The sequence below is a fragment of the Hymenobacter swuensis DY53 genome, from assembly GCF_000576555.1.
Classification (GTDB): domain Bacteria; phylum Bacteroidota; class Bacteroidia; order Cytophagales; family Hymenobacteraceae; genus Hymenobacter; species Hymenobacter swuensis.
In genome coordinates, this window is sequence record NZ_CP007145.1 from 4,372,470 (window position 1) to 4,388,500 (window position 16,031).

Annotated in this window: 11 protein-coding genes; 7 read left to right on the forward strand and 4 right to left on the reverse strand. The window is 62.0% G+C overall.

Annotated features, from left to right (window positions below; genetic code table 11):
• Positions 1-26 precede the first annotated feature (26 nt).
• The gene (locus HSW_RS20090) at positions 27-1,775 is read right to left on the reverse strand and encodes a T9SS type A sorting domain-containing protein (RefSeq protein WP_155833077.1); all 1,749 of its coding nucleotides are present in this window, start codon (positions 1,773-1,775) and stop codon (positions 27-29) included.
• Between the two features lie 273 nt (positions 1,776-2,048).
• Between HSW_RS20090 and HSW_RS20095 the strand changes: the two genes are divergently transcribed.
• The 4 genes from HSW_RS20095 to HSW_RS23195 all read left to right on the forward strand — a co-directional run bounded on the left by HSW_RS20095 (position 2,049) and on the right by HSW_RS23195 (position 8,455).
• On the forward strand, positions 2,049-3,488 hold the full coding sequence (locus tag HSW_RS20095) for a WGR domain-containing protein (RefSeq protein ID WP_044003498.1): 1,440 nt from the start codon (positions 2,049-2,051) through the stop codon (positions 3,486-3,488).
• Positions 3,489-3,599: 111 nt separating this feature from the next.
• Positions 3,600-4,214, forward strand: coding sequence for a pseudouridine synthase (locus HSW_RS20100; RefSeq protein ID WP_052346673.1), 615 nt, complete (start codon positions 3,600-3,602; stop codon positions 4,212-4,214).
• 75 nt (positions 4,215-4,289) lie between these two features.
• Positions 4,290-6,908, forward strand: a complete 2,619-nt coding sequence (locus tag HSW_RS20105) for a T9SS type B sorting domain-containing protein (protein ID WP_044003501.1) — start codon at positions 4,290-4,292, stop codon at positions 6,906-6,908.
• 53 nt (positions 6,909-6,961) lie between these two features.
• Complete coding sequence (locus HSW_RS23195) at positions 6,962-8,455, forward strand: TPM domain-containing protein (RefSeq protein ID WP_052346674.1); 1,494 nt, start codon at positions 6,962-6,964, stop codon at positions 8,453-8,455.
• Between the two features lie 119 nt (positions 8,456-8,574).
• Here HSW_RS23195 and HSW_RS20115 read toward each other — a convergent pair whose 3' ends face one another.
• The gene (locus HSW_RS20115; protein ID WP_044003503.1) at positions 8,575-9,711 is read right to left on the reverse strand and encodes a putative sensor domain DACNV-containing protein; all 1,137 of its coding nucleotides are present in this window, start codon (positions 9,709-9,711) and stop codon (positions 8,575-8,577) included.
• Between the two features lie 470 nt (positions 9,712-10,181).
• Between HSW_RS20115 and HSW_RS20120 the strand changes: the two genes are divergently transcribed.
• A complete protein-coding gene (locus tag HSW_RS20120) occupies positions 10,182-10,649 on the forward strand; it encodes a cold-shock protein (protein WP_044003505.1) in 468 nt (155 codons plus the stop codon).
• A gap of 128 nt (positions 10,650-10,777) precedes the next feature.
• On the opposite strand, the gene HSW_RS20125 is transcribed toward HSW_RS20120, so the two are convergent.
• Positions 10,778-11,239 (reverse strand): hypothetical protein, encoded by a 462-nt coding sequence (locus tag HSW_RS20125; RefSeq protein WP_155833078.1) that lies wholly within the window; start codon positions 11,237-11,239, stop codon positions 10,778-10,780.
• Positions 11,240-11,517: 278 nt separating this feature from the next.
• Between HSW_RS20125 and HSW_RS20130 the strand changes: the two genes are divergently transcribed.
• Together HSW_RS20130 and HSW_RS20135 are read left to right on the forward strand one after the other, a co-directional pair.
• Positions 11,518-13,188: a hypothetical protein gene (locus HSW_RS20130; RefSeq protein ID WP_044003510.1), complete on the forward strand. Its 1,671-nt coding sequence runs from the start codon at positions 11,518-11,520 to the stop codon at positions 13,186-13,188.
• 100 nt (positions 13,189-13,288) lie between these two features.
• Positions 13,289-14,047: a suppressor of fused domain protein gene (locus HSW_RS20135; protein WP_044003513.1), complete on the forward strand. Its 759-nt coding sequence runs from the start codon at positions 13,289-13,291 to the stop codon at positions 14,045-14,047.
• Between the two features lie 561 nt (positions 14,048-14,608).
• On the opposite strand, the gene lpdA is transcribed toward HSW_RS20135, so the two are convergent.
• Complete coding sequence (lpdA, locus tag HSW_RS20145) at positions 14,609-16,015, reverse strand: dihydrolipoyl dehydrogenase (RefSeq protein ID WP_044003517.1); 1,407 nt, start codon at positions 16,013-16,015, stop codon at positions 14,609-14,611.
• Positions 16,016-16,031 lie beyond the last annotated feature (16 nt).

A 16,031-nucleotide genomic window follows, 5' to 3' on the forward strand; every position in this document is an offset into this window, starting at 1 on the left:
TGGAAAGCAGAGCGGAAAGCGGGCAGCTACTCCTGCGCGAAGCGGGTGAGCAGCTGCCGGGAGCCGTCGAGGAAGCGGAGCAGGTAAGTGCCGGATTCCAGGGGCGGCAGCGGCAGGCGAGTTTCGCGGGCGTTAGGCGCTACCGCGGCGGCAGCCACCTGCTGGCCCAACGCGTTGTACACCACCACCCGGGCACCGGGGCCGGCGGCGGGGTGCGCCACCTGCAGCCGCCCGTCCTGCACCGGGTTGGGGTACAGCTGCAGGCCGGTGCCCGACGGCCGGGCGGCCGGCGCGGTCAGTACCACGCTGGTGAGGCCGTTGAGGTAGTTCTCGAGCTGGGTATAGCCATTGGCAGTGCGGACGTTGCGGTCGGCGGGGTTGGCGGGGTTCAGTCCCCGGGCCGTTTCCCAGGCATCGGGCATACCGTCGTGGTCGGCGTCGGGCGGGGCGGGCTGGGAGCTGAGCACGGGCCAGGCTCCGGTGGTCTGGGTGTAGGGCGTGCCGTGGGGGAAGCCGCCCTGCACGTCAATGAGGCTGCCGGTGCGGTTGCGCACATCCTGCACAATGCGCTGGTCGTGGGCGTCGCGGGCGGGCAGCACGGCTCCGGCTCCGGTCAGCACCGCCTCATAAGCCTGCTGGGCGGACTGGGCCGTGACTAAACCGGCAAACGGTCCGGCCGCCTGCGCCTGCGCGGTATCGGACTGGGTGCCGCCGTTCATGGAGGCCCCGCGCCAGTTGCGGGCCGTGATGCTGGCCGAGCCCTCCACGTAATTTCCGCTCAGGTAATAGCGGCCGTAGGGCAGGCTGCTGCTCTTGTAGGGGTTGATGATCTGGTAGCGCACGGGCACGCCCACCGAGGAGCCCGTGGCTGTGGAGGGCCCGGCTTTGTAGTAGTTGCCGATGATGTTGTAGTTGCCGCCCTCGCCCCCGTTGGTGGTGTAGCTGGCCCAGTTGTAGAGCACGTTGTTCACGAACTCGGCGTTTTCCTGGCCGGGCGTGTTGGGCGAGAGGTTGCGGCTGCCATCAAACCGCGGCAGACGGCCCCGGCAATGGGCCAGCAGGTTATGGTGAAACGAGGCGTGCCGCCCGCCCCAGATGCCCCCATAGGCGTGGCGCTCGAAGTCGGTGTCGCCGGTTTCGAAGTGGTAGGAATAGTCCAGCGGCTCGCTGATGAGGTTCCACTGCAGCGTGATACTGTCGCCGGCGTACAGGGAGCAGGCCTCATCCGCCGACCAGCTCATGGAGCAGTGGTCAATCATCAGCTTGCGGCGGCCCACCCCGTTGAAGGCGTCCCCGTCGCCGCTGCCGTTCACCATGCCCAGGTTCTGGAACTTGTCGCCCAGCCGGAAGCGCAGAAAGCGAACCACCACGTTATCAGCGGCCACCGAAAACGGCTGGTCGGCCAGGCAGATACCGTCGCCGGGGGCCGTCTGGCCCGCCAGGGTGGTGTTGGGCTGCTGCACCTTCAAAGGCGTGAGCAGATGAATGGTGCCCGATACCCGAAACACCACCGTGCGGTAGGTGGCGGGCTGGGTGAGGGCATAGCGCAGGCTGCCGGGGTTGAGGTCGTCGTTGAGGTTGGTGACTTCGAACACCGTGGTGGCCGTGGTGGCCGTGCCCCGGCCGCCGCTGGTGAAGCGGCCGGCCCCTTCGGCTCCCGGAAACGTGGGCAGCTGGGCCAGGGCTGGCCCGGCGGCCGTCAGCAGCAGGCCGCCGGCCAGCAGGGCCCGCAACGCGGAACGCCCCGGCCGACGCTGGGGTAGAGGTAGTAGCATACAGGAAGGGTGGGAATTGGGTAGAAACCGGTCCCGGCCCGCGGGCCGATACGCCGGCAAAAGCGCGTTCAGAGCAGTATTCTACTGATTTACAGGGGCTATTCAGGGTCGCGCTGAACAGTTTATTTGCGCAAACGTTGCCGGCAACGTTGCCGGCCCGCGCCCGGCCCGACGGCTGGTCGACAAATTCCGCCGGATTTCTATATTCGCACGATCTGGCCGGCTTCGGCCGGCAGCTCCGCTCCTGTTCTATCCTTCCTTTCCTTCCGCTGAATGCAAACGTATTACCTCGAATTCTCCGAAGAAGAAGCCTCCGGCAGCTCCCACAAGTTCTACGAAGCCGTGGTGGATGGCACCCTGCTCACGCTCAGCTACGGGCGCATCGGTACGGTCGGCACCAGCACCAGCCAGGTGTGCGCCTCCGAGGAAGCCGCCACCAAGCTCGCCCTCAAAAAAGTGGGTGAGAAGAAGCGCAAGGGCTACGAAGACGCCGTAAAGGGCGTGCGCCAGAAGCGCACCATTACCCGCCGCGTCATCGAAAGCCGGCCGTCTACGTCCAAGAACACGGCCCCGGTGCTGTGGCGCTTCCGTACCAACTCCATTGCTTTCGGGATTTTTGTGGATGAGAAGGGCTGCTGGATTGGCAACCAGGAGGGCCGCGTGTTCAAGCTCAATCATGAGGCCGAAGTGCAGTTGCAGTACCAGCTCAGCGAAGGCGTGAAGTGCATCGTGTCGGACGGCTCCTGGGTGTACGTGGGCTGCGACGACGGCAACGTGTACGACCTAGCCGGCAAAACCCCGCGCCTGGCCTACGAAATCAACCCCGCCATCGACATCTACTGGCTCGACATCCGCAACGGCCTGCTGGCCGTGTCCGACGCGGGCGGCAACCTCACCACCGTCAACTACGAGGACGAGGAGCAGTGGGCCGTGAAAACCGCCGGCAGCCAGGCCTGGATGGCCCGCTGCGACGCCGCCGGCCGCATCTTCTATGGCGACAGTGCCGGCGTGAGCTGCTACTACGGCTGGGACCAGGGCACGCGCGTGTGGCAGCAGCCCACCGGCGGCGTGCTGTTCGGCTGGCTTGATGCCGACCACGTGTACGCCGGCACGGCCCAGGGCAAAGTGCACAAGTTCACCCGCGAAGGCCAGCCGGTGCAAACCTTTCAGGCCGACAGCGCCGTGTTTTCCTGCGCCACCTCGCCCGGCGGCCGCCACGTGTTTGCCGGCGACAACAGTTCCTCGGTGTACTGCTTCGACGAGAACGGGCAGCGCCTCTGGAAGCTGGCCACCGGCTGCGGCTCGGCCTGCTCTATGCAGTACTTCCAGGAGCGCCTCTACCTCGTCACCACCGACGGCTCCCTGGCCTGCCTCGACGTGAGCGAAGCCGCCATTGCCCAGGCACAGCAGGGCGTGGTGCAGGCCGCCCGCAGCATAAAGGCCCCCGCCGAAGCCGTGGCCGTGGTGCAGAGCGACGTGCTGGAAGCCGCCCCCGCCGCAGCCCAGGGCGTGGTGCTGCGCTGCGTGAAGGAAAGCGGCAAGCTGCGCGTGAAGGTGGAAACCACCGGCTACCACGCCGACTGGAACGTGCAGTTTCCTAAGAACCTGCGCCGGGAAGGCCAGCGCTACCTCGCCGACCAACTGGAGCCTGCCGCCCACGGCCACTTCTACCGGGTACTGGGCAACATCTACGCCCTCAACGCCGGGCGGTAAGTACATGGGTTGCTGTGAGCCAGCTACAAGCTATCAGCTACAAGCCGCAAGCTTGCGGCTTGTAGCTGATAGCCTGTAGCTGATAGCTTACCGCCGTACCTTTGCGGGCCTATGACCGAGCACCGCCACTTTCTGCTGTACAAACCCTTCGGCTACCTCAGCCAGTTCATGAGCAACAACGCCCGGGAGGCCCGAAAAAAGAAGTTCCTGGGTGATTTGCACGATTTTCCGGCCGAAACCATGGCCGTGGGCCGCCTCGATGAGCACAGTGAGGGCCTGCTGCTACTCACCACCGACGGCCGGGTAAGTGAGCGAATCCGCCGCAAGGACGTGGAAAAGGAATACTACGCCCAGGTTGACGGCGTACCCACCGACGAGGCCATCCGACAGCTGCAGGAGGGCCTCGAAATTGCGCACCGCAGCGTGCTGTACCAGACGCTGCCGGCCCGGGTGCGCCGCCTGGAGCAGGCCCCCGACTTCCCGGCCCGGGGCCGAAAAATCCGCGACGAGCGGCACGGTCCTACCAGCTGGGTGAGCATCATCGTGACGGAGGGCAAATTCCGGCAGGTGCGCAAGATGACGGCCGCTGCCGGCTACCCCACCCTGCGCCTGGTGCGGGTGCGCGTGGGCTCCATCTGGCTCACGGATATGCAGCCCGGCGAGGTGCGCGAAATGCCCGAGCTGATGCCCCCGGACGCCGCCAACGAGGACAATGAACCAGAATAGTCTGTGTAGTGCTTAGAGTGTAGTTTATTCAACTTCCTTTCCTTCTTTATCTGCTGACACCTTTACCTTTTTATCGTGTTTACAACCCTATCCCGTATCCGGCAGGCTGGCCTGCTGCTGGCCGGCTGGCTATGGTGCCAGTGGGCAGCGGCCCAAGCCCCTGCTATTCTGTGGGACCGTTCCTTCGGCGGTTCCGATTTTGAACACCTGACCGGTGCCCTGCGTACGCCCGACGGCGGTTACCTGCTCAGCGGGCCATCGGCATCGGGGGCTTCCGGCAATAAAACATTGGTGCAACCGGGCTTCTGGGTGGTAAAGCTGACTGCTGACGGCAACAAAGCGTGGGAACGAATCCACAATTTCGGAACCGGTAATCAGCCCACCCTCCTGCGCCTCACTGCCGATGGTGGCTACGTACTGGGCGGTATCAGCGGCAGCACTGCCCTGCCTAATTATTGGATTGCCAAGCTGGATGCGGCCGGCAACCAGCAATGGACCCGCTCATTGGGGGGCAACAGTACCGATGATCTGTCGGAAGTACAGCAAACCGCTGACGGCGGCTTCCTGCTGGGCGGCTTCTCCAATTCCGGTATCTCGGGCGACAAAACCAGCGCCTGCCGGGGAGAATATGATTACTGGGTGGTGCGCCTGAACGCCAACGGTACTACCCTCTGGGACCGGACGCTGGGCGGCACCGGATACGATGAGAGCACCTGCCTGAGCCCCACCCCCGATGGTGGCTGCGTGGTGGGCGGTTTTTCGGTGTCGGGCATTTCCGGCGACAAGTCCGAAGCCATCCGGGGCTCAGTGGATTACTGGGTGGTGAAACTGGATGCCACCGGCCGCCCGCAATGGGACCGGACGTACGGCGGCGACATCACCGACATCATGACCAATGTACTGCCTACCCCCGACGGCGGCTACGTGCTGGGCGGCTTTTCCGGCTCCAACCGCAGCGGCGACCGGTCCCAGCCCTGCCGGGGAGGCGATGATTACTGGGTGGTGAAACTGAACTCGCTGGGCCAGAAAGAGTGGGACAGCAGCTTCGGCAGCAACGGCCAGGACGACCTGCGCACCATGTCCCTCACGCCCGATGGCGGCTATCTGCTGTCCGGTGAATCGTCGAGCTCCGCCTCGTTTGAGAAGTCGCAGCCCAGCCGCGGGTTCTTTGATTATTGGGTAGTGAAAACCGACGGCCGGGGCCGCCTACAGTGGGAGCGTACTCTGGGCACTCCGGAGGGTGACCAGGCCTCGGGGGTACTGCAGGCGCCCGATGGCACGTACTTCGTAGCGGGCACATCCAACGGCAGTCCTTCCGGGGAACGCACCGCTCCCCTCTGGGGCAGTAGCGACTTTTGGGCCCTGAAGCTGGCGGCCTCGCCTCCTACCCGTTCCCGCGTCGAAATCCGGGGCGACTCGCTGCTGTGCAGCTCGCAGCCGCTGCTGCTGACGGCCACCACCAGCGTGCCTGCCGCCTCTTACCGCTGGAGCACCGGTGCCACTACGCCATCCATCACGGTAACGCAGCTTGGCACCTACACCGTCACGGCCACGTTTCCGGACGGTCAGACTAGTACCGACCAGCAGGTGGTGGCACCCTTCGTACCGGACCTGCGCATTGACGGCGACACGCTGTTGTGCGCCGGCTCCACCGCCCGACTCACTGCCGTTTCCCCTAGTGCCACGAGCTACCTGTGGAGCACCGGCGACAGCGCCAGCGCTATCACCATCCGACAGCCGGGCACTTACCATGTAACGGCTTTTTACGGTGTGGCCTGCTCCGTAACCCAACGTTTAATTGTTCGCACACCCACAGTTACTATTGACGGTGGGCCGCAGGTATGCTCCGGCGCATCGACGGACCTGACGGCCAACGCGCCGGGGGCTACGCAACTGCGCTGGAATACCGGTGCTACCACGGCCACGTTGCGCGTCACGCAGCCCGGCACCTACAGCATAGTAGCCAGCTTCGCGGGGGGGTGCACGGCTACGGCCACCATCACTATTACCACGCCGGCAGGCAGCCTCCGGATTACCGGCGACTCGGTACTGTGCGCGGGACGACCGGTGCGTCTCACGGCACAAACACCCGGGGCTACCGCTTACCGCTGGAGCACGGGCGCCACCACCGCCAGTATTGAGGTAGCGCAGACGGGCACCTACTCGGTAGTAGCTACCTACGCCGGAGGCTGTACCGATCAGGCCCGGCAAGTAGTGCGCCCGGCTCCGGACTTTACAGGTTTCAGCCTGGGACCCGATACTACACTGTGCGAGAATCAGGTGCTGCAGCTGCGGGCTCCCGCCAACCTACCCGCGGGAAGTCAGTACCAGTGGTCGGATGGTTCGCGCAACCCTACCCTGGAAGTACGGCTACCGGGCTTGTACTCCCTCCGGCTCAGTACTCCCTGCGGCCCCCTCACTGTCAGCCGCCGGATTGCTGTGACGGCATGTGCCCCGCCCGCCAACATCATCACCCCCAACGGCGACCTGTTCAATGAACGGTGGGTTCTGCAGGGGCTGCCGGCCGGCCCGTACTCACTGGAGCTTTATAACCGTTGGGGCCGCAAAGTGTACGAGGCAGCCGAATACCGTAACGACTGGGGAAACGGGGCCGAGCCTGGAACCTACTACTACCGGCTTCGGCACCACAGTAACGGACAGTTGTACACAGGCTGGCTTACCGTCAGACAGTAGCGCATTGACTACTGATGGCCTACATTCGGCAGACCGAATAGTTGTCTACGCCTATGCCCCTCCGCTTCCTGCTCCTTTGGCTGACGTGCGGCCTGCTGCTGCTGGCCGCCTGCTCAGCCCCCGAGGCCCCGCCCGCCGCCGACTACCTCACCCGCATCCCCGACCCCAAGACGCTGGGTGAAGCCTACGTCAGCAACCCCGACAGCCTGCTGGCCCCCACCACGGTGCAGGAGCTGAACGCCACCCTGCAGGCCCTCGACCAGAGCGGCCGGGCGCATATTGACGTAGTGGCCGTGCGCAGCATTGGCGAGGAAGTCCCCAAAACGGCCGTCACGGCCCTGTTCAACCGCTGGAAAATCGGCGACAAAGACCGGAACAACGGCCTGCTGCTGCTACTGGTGCTCGACCAGCGGCGGGTGGAAATGGAAACCGGCTACGGCCTCGAAGCCGACCTGCCCGACGTGATCTGCTTCCGCATTCAGCAGCAGTACATGGTGCCCCTGCTGCGCGAAGAGCGGTATGACGAAGCCGTGCGCCAGGGCGTGGCCGCCCTCATCCGCCAGCTCAGCACCGGCTCAGCGGCCCTAACCGCTTCCGACTCCGCCACGGCAGTACCCGAGACGTTGCAGGCGGTGCCCGAAACCGCCCTGGCCCCGGCGGTGGTGGAGGAATTTGTGGATAACAGCTGGAGCGGGCTGACGGTGGTGGCCGCCTGGGTACTGGGGGTGCTGTGGGTGATAGTAACAATTGCCCTGAGCGTGCAGAAGCCTACCGTAACGGCCCCACGCTGGGTGTTGTGGCTGAGCTTGATAGTAGTGCCGCTGTACACGGCCTGTGCGGTGTTCACCAACTGGCCGCTGCCGGGGCTAGGGCTGCTGACGTTATGCTACGGCTTCCCGCTGCTGTACACTTGGCTGTATCTGCGACGCGTCAACCAGCAGTTGCGGACTGAATACGCCACCAAAACCCGGCACGAGCAGTACGTTTTTCTGGATAAGGCCCACCACAACCTGGGCTTCACGGCCTGGGTGCTGCCGCTGGGGCTGGCGTTCTACTGGCCCCGCTACCGCCAACGCCTCCGCGAGCTGCGCGAAGCCCCGTACGCCTGCCCCACCTGCGCCGCCCCCATGCACCGCCTCGATGAGCAGGCCGACGACGAAAAGCTGGCCCTGCATCAGGTGGCCGAGGAGCACGTGCAATCCGTGGACTACGACGTGTGGCAGTGCCCCCAATGTGAGCATAGCTTCACGCTCGACTACCAAAACCTCAGCACCGATGTGCTGCCCTGCCCCGAGTGCCGCCACCGCACCCTGCAACCCCAGCCCGACCAGGTTATGCACTCCGCCACCACCTCGTCGGAAGGCTGGGGCTGGCACATTCACCGCTGCTACTTCTGCAACCACGAGGAAAAGCAGAAATACACTATTGCCCGCATCTCCACCTCCTCCGGCAGCTCGTCCAGCAGTTCCGGCTCGTCATCCGGCAGCTCCAGTTCCAGCAGCAGTGGCGGCTCCTCCGGTGGCGGCGGGGCCGGCAGCAGCTGGTGAGTGAATGGTTTAAATGGTTAAATGGATGGACGGGTGGATTGCTGGATTGTTGAATTGTTAAATAGGTGGACAGTCCCATCCAACCGTCCACCTATTTAACAATCCACCCATTCAACCACTCACAGCAACAGCACATCAATACGGTGGGCGTGAACCATCTGGAGAGTTTCCGACCAGGCGAAGACGGTGAAAAAGCCATCCTGGGAAGCTACCAGGGCCAGGGAGTCGCGTTGGTCGTGCACGAACTGGGCGGCGGCTAGGTGGCGCGTGCCGCCGTTCTGAGCCGGATGTAAGTAGCGGGCCGTGCTGTCTACTACCGGCTCGGTTACCACCATCCGGTCTACAGGCACACTGGTTTCGGCCCGGGCTACTTTGGCCCCGAAGGCCAGCAGGTGATAGTCGCGGTTGATGATGGTGGCCCCATCCACGGCCGTAAAGCCGCCCACCAGCCCAATGGCCCGCTGGATTTCCTCCTGCCACTGCCACCTGGCCTGGGCGTGCTGCCGCACCTCGGCAATGCCGGTGTAAGCGGGCTGCACGGGGTAGGTCATGGGCTGCACAATAGAGGCCTGCCAGCCAGCTGAGTCAGGTGGCACCACCAGCACCAGCCCGCCCCGGCCGTGGGCCCGCATGGCAGCAGCCAGCTCCACCAGCACGTTGTCGGTTTCGCCGGTGGTGGCAGCGGGCAGCCCCCGGCCCGGCAGAAACGCCTGCAGTGCTGAGCAGTCGGAAACAGCCAGGTTTTCGGCATCCACCAGCTGCAGCTGGTCGCCCCGCAGAATAGCCACGTTCACAAATTTGCCAAACCCATCGGCCCGGCGGTGTTTGGCTACCAGCAGGCCGGGCTCCACCACTTCCAGCACAAAGCACAGCGGCGGAATACCGGTGGCCGTGCCCCACACGTACAGCCCCTGCTCATCAAACCACACCCCCAGATGAATACCCGGCTGCTCCACGGCCGGCGCCAGCTTCAGCAGGTTATAGGGCATCAGGCGGCGGCGCTGCCCGAATACTACCGGCTGCTCAGCCTGCCCGGGTTCCAGCAGGGCCAGCGAAATGCGGGGCGGGTGGCCTTCCTCCCGGCGCAGACTGGCCCAGAAGGCAGCATCGATAATAACTTCAACCAAACTGGCGGCCGGGGCCGGGGCCAGTTGGCTAACGTGTTCGGGCAGCGCGGCGGCACGGTGCCGGGCAAAGTGCGCTTCAATCATGGGCGCTACCATGCGCGCGGCCAGGTAGGTGGGTTCAGAAAGCATACGGGCAAGTACGGGCCTTTTAGGCAGCAGATAATGACAAAGCATCTTCCTGGGTATTGCCGACAGGAAGCCACCTATAACCCGCTCGTCGGCAAAATGGCCCGCGCCAGCTGGTAAATACCGTTGTCCGCACCAACCTGGGCGAGTTGCCGGGAGTTTATGCTGAATTGCAGGAATTAAAGGGTAACTTTACCTCGCAGCTACACCATGCGCCCGCAGCCCCCGTTTTCCGTCGGCGGCAGCAGCGGTGCCCATGTTTCCAACCGGCTTCTCAAGCGTTTCCTGCCAGGCTCACCGTCTTTCCATCCCGGAACGGCGGGGCATTGCGGGCCGCTTGTTGGGCCGTTACCTCCGGAGTCCCTTATATAGGAACTTTACTAGGTTCTGGATTGTACTGCATTGATACGTTGCTTTACACTTTGAGGCCTCGCTTGGCAAAGCGGCCGATACCATAAGACTTAACACTACGCATGGGTAGATCACAAGCCACCTTCGGCAAGAGGGAAAATGAAAAGAAGCGGCTGAAAAAACGCCAGGATAAGGAAGAGAAGAAGGAAGAGCGCCAGGCCAACGCCAAGAAAGGCCAGGGCCTCGACGAGATGCTCGCCTATGTAGATGAGAATGGCAACATCTCCTCTACGCCGCCCGATCCGAAGAAGAAGAAAGACATTGCGGTGGAGGACATCCGCATCGGTGCCATCCGTCAGGAGGACATGGAGCAGGAAGACCCCATCCGCAAAGGCACCGTTACGTTCTTCAACGAATCGAAGGGCTACGGCTTTATCAAGGACCAGGTAACCGGGGAAAGCGTGTTCGTCCACGTCAACCAGGTGCAGACTTCGGCCCCGCTCAAGGAAAACGACAAAGTGACCTTTGAGGTGGAAATGGGCCAGAAGGGCCCCAGTGCCGTGGGCGTGAAGCTGGCCGTGGCCGTATAGCTGCACCCCAGCAGTTCGCAATTCCGAAAGCGCCAGCTACTCCCGCAGTAGCTGGCGCTTTTTTGTGCGCGCCGGGGCTAGTGCGGGAAACGTTTCGGCCGTAGGCATAATGAGTGGTCTGGCGTCGCTCAGCGGGTATACACCCACTTGTAATAGTGCGTCATGCCCGTGAATACATTCCTCTGCCGGATTACTACCCGGTGCGCATTCAGGTCCGATATGGTATAGGTTTCGGTGAGGGGGAAGTTGAAGCCGGAAGGGCGGTTCAGCGTCACCACAATGGTGGTATCCTTCTGCCGGTATACGCCGTCTTTGGCGGCACTATAGATATAGTCGGGCTGCAACACCCACGTCGAATCCCCGATTTCCAGGGCCTCCCCCGTTTCGCCGGGCCGCGTGTAGTCGTTGCGGCTGGTCAGGGCGCCGGCCGCATCGAAATACAGGATTCCCCGGTATTCCTGCTCCAGTTTCCACTTGCCGGGCAGCTGTACGTCCGGCTCTGGCTCCTCCGCTTCGTGGCAGGCCGCCAGCCCCGCACAAGCCACCAGTAGGCTCCAGGTACAGGCTGTCTGTGGGGTAAAATTTCTCATAGGGCACGTAGCTTTGTTGGAATATAGCGGCCTGCAGCTTTTGGCTGCGACCTGGAATGGCCCAATTTACGTGTGCTTCCGCGTGCGAACAACAACGCCGTTCAGGCAGTGCGCACAAGCCCTGAACGCAACCTCGTGTTTGAATTGGCCCTAAAAATACCACTGCCGACGCAGATCCTGCCGCTACTGTATCCTGGCGGCGCCTGCTTCAACAATACGGCTGCTGCTTTCCGGCAAACCCGTATTTTGCGCGCCATTGCGCCTATCTATTTTACCGTATGCTGTTCGTATCATTTCGGGCTTTCCTCTGCGGCTTGCTGCTGCTGTTATTTGGCACTACCCACGCCCAGACCACGCCACCCGAGCCCGACCTTACCGCTTTCTATGATCAGCTGAACGCCTACCGCACGGCCCGCTACCAGCCGCTGCCGGATCTGGAAGCGTTGCAATTGCCCTCCACGTTTTCGGGAGCTGAACTGAATGCCCTGCGCCTGCAGGACCGCCACATTGTGCGCATTGATCTGGTGTATACAGCCTTTAAGCTTAACCCTACGTTCAATCAGCGCCAGCTCAACCTCAGCCGCATCCGCAATCTGGCCGCTGCCGTGCCGGGGTTGCTGCAGGATGAATCAGTGACGTGGACGCTGGTGGAGCAGACCGGCTGCACCAGCCCCAGTGAGTGTCAGCCGTTTTTCCACGGCTTTATGGTGTACGTGGCCCGGCACGCCACCGCCGCCACCAGCCGCGCCGACCTCGACAGCCTCACACGCAAGCTGCGCCTCCTGGAAAAGAAGCGCCCCAAAGCCAGTAAGAAGGTTCAGGGCAAGAAAGTGGCCTGCAACCTGCCCGGCTCCCGCTTCAGCAACCGCCAGATGGCCCGCAGTCTGCGCCGCCTCTACACCTGCCCGCAGCGCGAGGCGCAGCTGGTGAAATTTCAGCTGACTGTGGATGCCCGGGGCACCATCCGGACGGTGAAGGTGCTGCCCACCGCCCGGCCCGTGTGTGTACCGGAGCTGGAAGACGCCATCCGCAAAAGCGTGGCCTTCGCCTCCGGCTTCCCCATCGACCGGAAGATGTTTGCCTTCACCGCCAAGGGAGCCATTCGGCTGCCGCTGGGGCCGCTGCAGCTGCTGGGCCCGCCCGATATGGGCTTTACCAGCTTCGCCCTGCCCGATTCGGCGGCCCGGCTCTACCGGGTGTTTCTGAAGAAGAAGAACAAGCAGCACAAGAACGACTACTGCGAGGCGCGCATCACCAAGAAAGGCGAGCTGCTGGCCGCCGCCGATACGGCCGCCGAGGAACCGGCCCTGCCGCCCGATGCCAACGTGGTCAGCCGCGTGATGCAGCGCCACCCCGAGTGGAGCAAGGAAGTGGTGGTGACGGACGTAACCGGCAGCATGTTCCCCTACACCTACGATTTGCTGGCCTGGCTGCAGCTCAGCGCCCTTGAAGACGAGAAAACCTTCGTGTTCTTCAACGACGGCAACGACCAGCCCGACAAAGACAAGCGCTTGGGCAAAACCGGCGGCCTCTACCACGTGAAAACGGATAGCTATGAGGCTATCAAAAACAAGCTCATCGAAACCATGAAGGCCGGCGGCGGCGGCGACGCACCCGAAAACGACGCCGAAGCCCTGCTCTACGCCCAGCATCTGGCCGCTGCCCCCGACTCGGCCGAGCTGATCCTGCTGGCCGACAACTACACCTTCCCCCGCGACGCCCGGCTGCTCAAAAACACTACCGCCCACGTCCGCATCATCCTCTGCGGCGTGCGCGACTACATCAACCCCAAGTACCTCGCCCTGGCCCGCAAGCACGGCTTCAGCCTCCACACCATCGAGGGTGACATCATGGACCTGAGCAAGCTGCTGGAAGGCGAAACCATCACCATCCAGGGCCAGCAGTACCAAGTGACGAAGGACGGGTTTAAGTTGGTGCAGAAGACCTGATTAACCGCCCTCCTTCTTTACAATTACCCTTCCCGGGGAGTCTGTCAGCAACCGGGCAACGTGCTTTCCTTTTTTCTCTTTTCACTTTACGCTACCCATTATGTCAGAGCAGGAAATCGAACCAGAGAATTCGTCTTCCGGGGCACCCATTTACCGCTATGAAAATGTAGAACCCGAACCGTTCAGCCTGGCATCCGGCGACGAGGAATCCATTGAGGCTATTTCGAGGCACATCGAACAGCACGTGGGCCCTGTTACCGGGGTTTTTCACGAGCTTATCTCGGACAAAGTGCACTTGGACGTGCATATCGTGGCTCCCACCAAGGATTTTCCCTTTTACACGCTGGTCACGTCCGGCATGAGTGACTTGCCCATGACTGTGCCCGCTGATGCAGAAAGCTCAGCGTACGCGGAGCTGTGCATTCTGTTGCCCAGTACCTGGCCTCTGTCAGACGTTGGGCAGGCAGCCTCTACCCCAACGGACGAAGCATATTGGCCCATTGGCTGGATGAAGTTTATTGCTCGTTTTCCGCACGAATATCACACGTGGCTGGGGTCCGGCCACACCATCCCGAACGGGGAACAAGCCGAGCCTTACGCCGCTGACACGAAGCTAGGCTGCATGCTACTATTGCCTTCTATCAGCTTACCGGAGGAGTTCCGGGAACTGCGCGTGACAGACGAAAAAACCATCCACTTCTACTGCTTGTACCCCATTTACAAGGAAGAGATGGAGCTAAAAATGAAGAAGGGCGTTGATGCGTTGCTCGACAAGTTTGATGAAATCGGTATTTCCGACGTGATAGACGTAGCCCGTCCCAACGTAGCCAAGAAAAAGGGCTTCTTGGGTTTATGGTAGCTGGCTACATCATCCACTAACGAAAAAGCGGCGGTAGCTCTTAGAGGCTACCGCCGCTTTATTTTCCGCCAAAACTGTGGCATTAACCCAAATTCCAGGTTTTCCGGACATTCGCCCAGCGCAAGCCAGCCCACTCAGGCATTTCCTCTTCGCAAAAGCCGCCCTTTCTGGAGAACACCCACTGGAGTGTGCCGGCTAGATAGGGAGTCCGCTTGCTGGAAGAATCATACCCGATAATGTAAGCCGGCACGCCTTTGCCTGTGGATACAATTACCAACTTCATTGGTACAGACAGCGCCCTAATATGCCACATAGTAGAGTCCTCGCTGCCTCCAGGATGGGTATCGAATTCAATGAGCAGCCCTGATATTGTTATTAGGTCGTTGACTACTTCATCTATAGCAGGTGCTTGATGCGCAAACGTGAATTCCTGTACTATCGGGGCTGCCATAACTGCTGAAAGAGTTAAGCCGAATCAACCTTAGGTTCGAGCAAATAAAAATGGCTGTTAATCCGGGAAGGACCAACAGCCATTTTCAAGTTACATCGTTATACGCCCTTTTACATGTGAATCGCGCGGTTCTCGGTGGCGGCGAGGCAGGCTTCCTTCATGGCTTCGGCATAGGTGGGGTGGGCGTGGCTCATGCGGGCTACGTCCTCGGCGGAGGCGCGGAACTCCATGGCCGTTACGGCTTCGGCAATGAGGTCGGCAATGCGGGGGCCAATCATGTGCACGCCCAGGATTTCGTCGGTTTCCTTGTCGGCCAGCACTTTCACGAAGCCGTCGAGGTCCATGGAGGCGCGGGCGCGGCCCGAGGCGCGGAACGGGAAGGAGCCGGTTTTGTAGGCTTTGCCCTGCTCCTTCAGTTGCTCCTCAGTGTAGCCCACTCCCGCCACTTCGGGCCAGGTGTACACCACACCGGGAATGAGCAGGTAGTTGATGTGCGGCTTCTGGCCGGCAATGGTTTCGGCCACAAACACGCCTTCTTCCTCGGCCTTGTGGGCTAGCATGGCGCCGCGCACCACGTCGCCGATGGCGTAGATGCCGGGCACGTTGGTTTGCAGATGCTCATCAACCTTGACGCGGCCCCGCTCCTCCATCTGTACGCCGGCGGCTTCCAGGTTCAGGCCGGCAGTATAGGGCACCCGGCCCACGGCTACCAAGCAGTAGTCGCCTTCAAACTTCACTTCCTCGCCTTTCGGGTTGGTAGCGGTTACGGTTACGGCGTCGCCCTCACGGGTAGCGCCGGTTACTTTGTGGCTCAGGAAAAACTCGATGCCGATTTTGCCCAGGATGCGCTTCAGCTCCTTGCCGAGGCCGCGGTCCATGGTCGGAATCAAGGAATCCATGAACTCCACCACCGACACTTTCGCGCCGAGGCGGGCATACACCGACGCCATTTCCAGCCCGATTACGCCGCCGCCAATCACAATCATGTGCTTGGGCACTTCGCGGATGTTCAGGGCCTCGGTGCTGGTGATGATGCGCTCCTTGTCCTGGGCAATGAACGGCAGCACGGTGGGCTTGGAGCCGGTAGCAATGATGACGTTTTTCGTCTCAATCTGCTGGGCCTCGCCACCGGCCGTGGGCGCAATGCTGATGTGGTTCTTATCGACAAACGAACCAACGCCGTGGATGACGTCGATTTTGTTTTTTTTCATCAGGAACTGAATCCCGTCGGTATTGGCCTTCACCACCCCGTTTTTGCGGTCGATGAGCTGGTTCATGTTAATCTGCAGGTCGCTCAGCTCAATGCCGTGCTCCTTAAAGGTGTGCGCGGCGTTGTGGTAGTGCTCGGTGGAGTCGAGCAGGGCCTTGCTAGGAATGCAGCCCACGTTGAGGCAGGTGCCGCCCAAGGTGTCGTACTTCTCAATGAGGGCGGTTTTGAGGCCCAACTGGGAGCAGCGGATGGCCGCCACATAGCCGCCGGGCCCGGAGCCGATGACGGTAACGTCGTATTGGTTCATGCTACGATGAATTCGG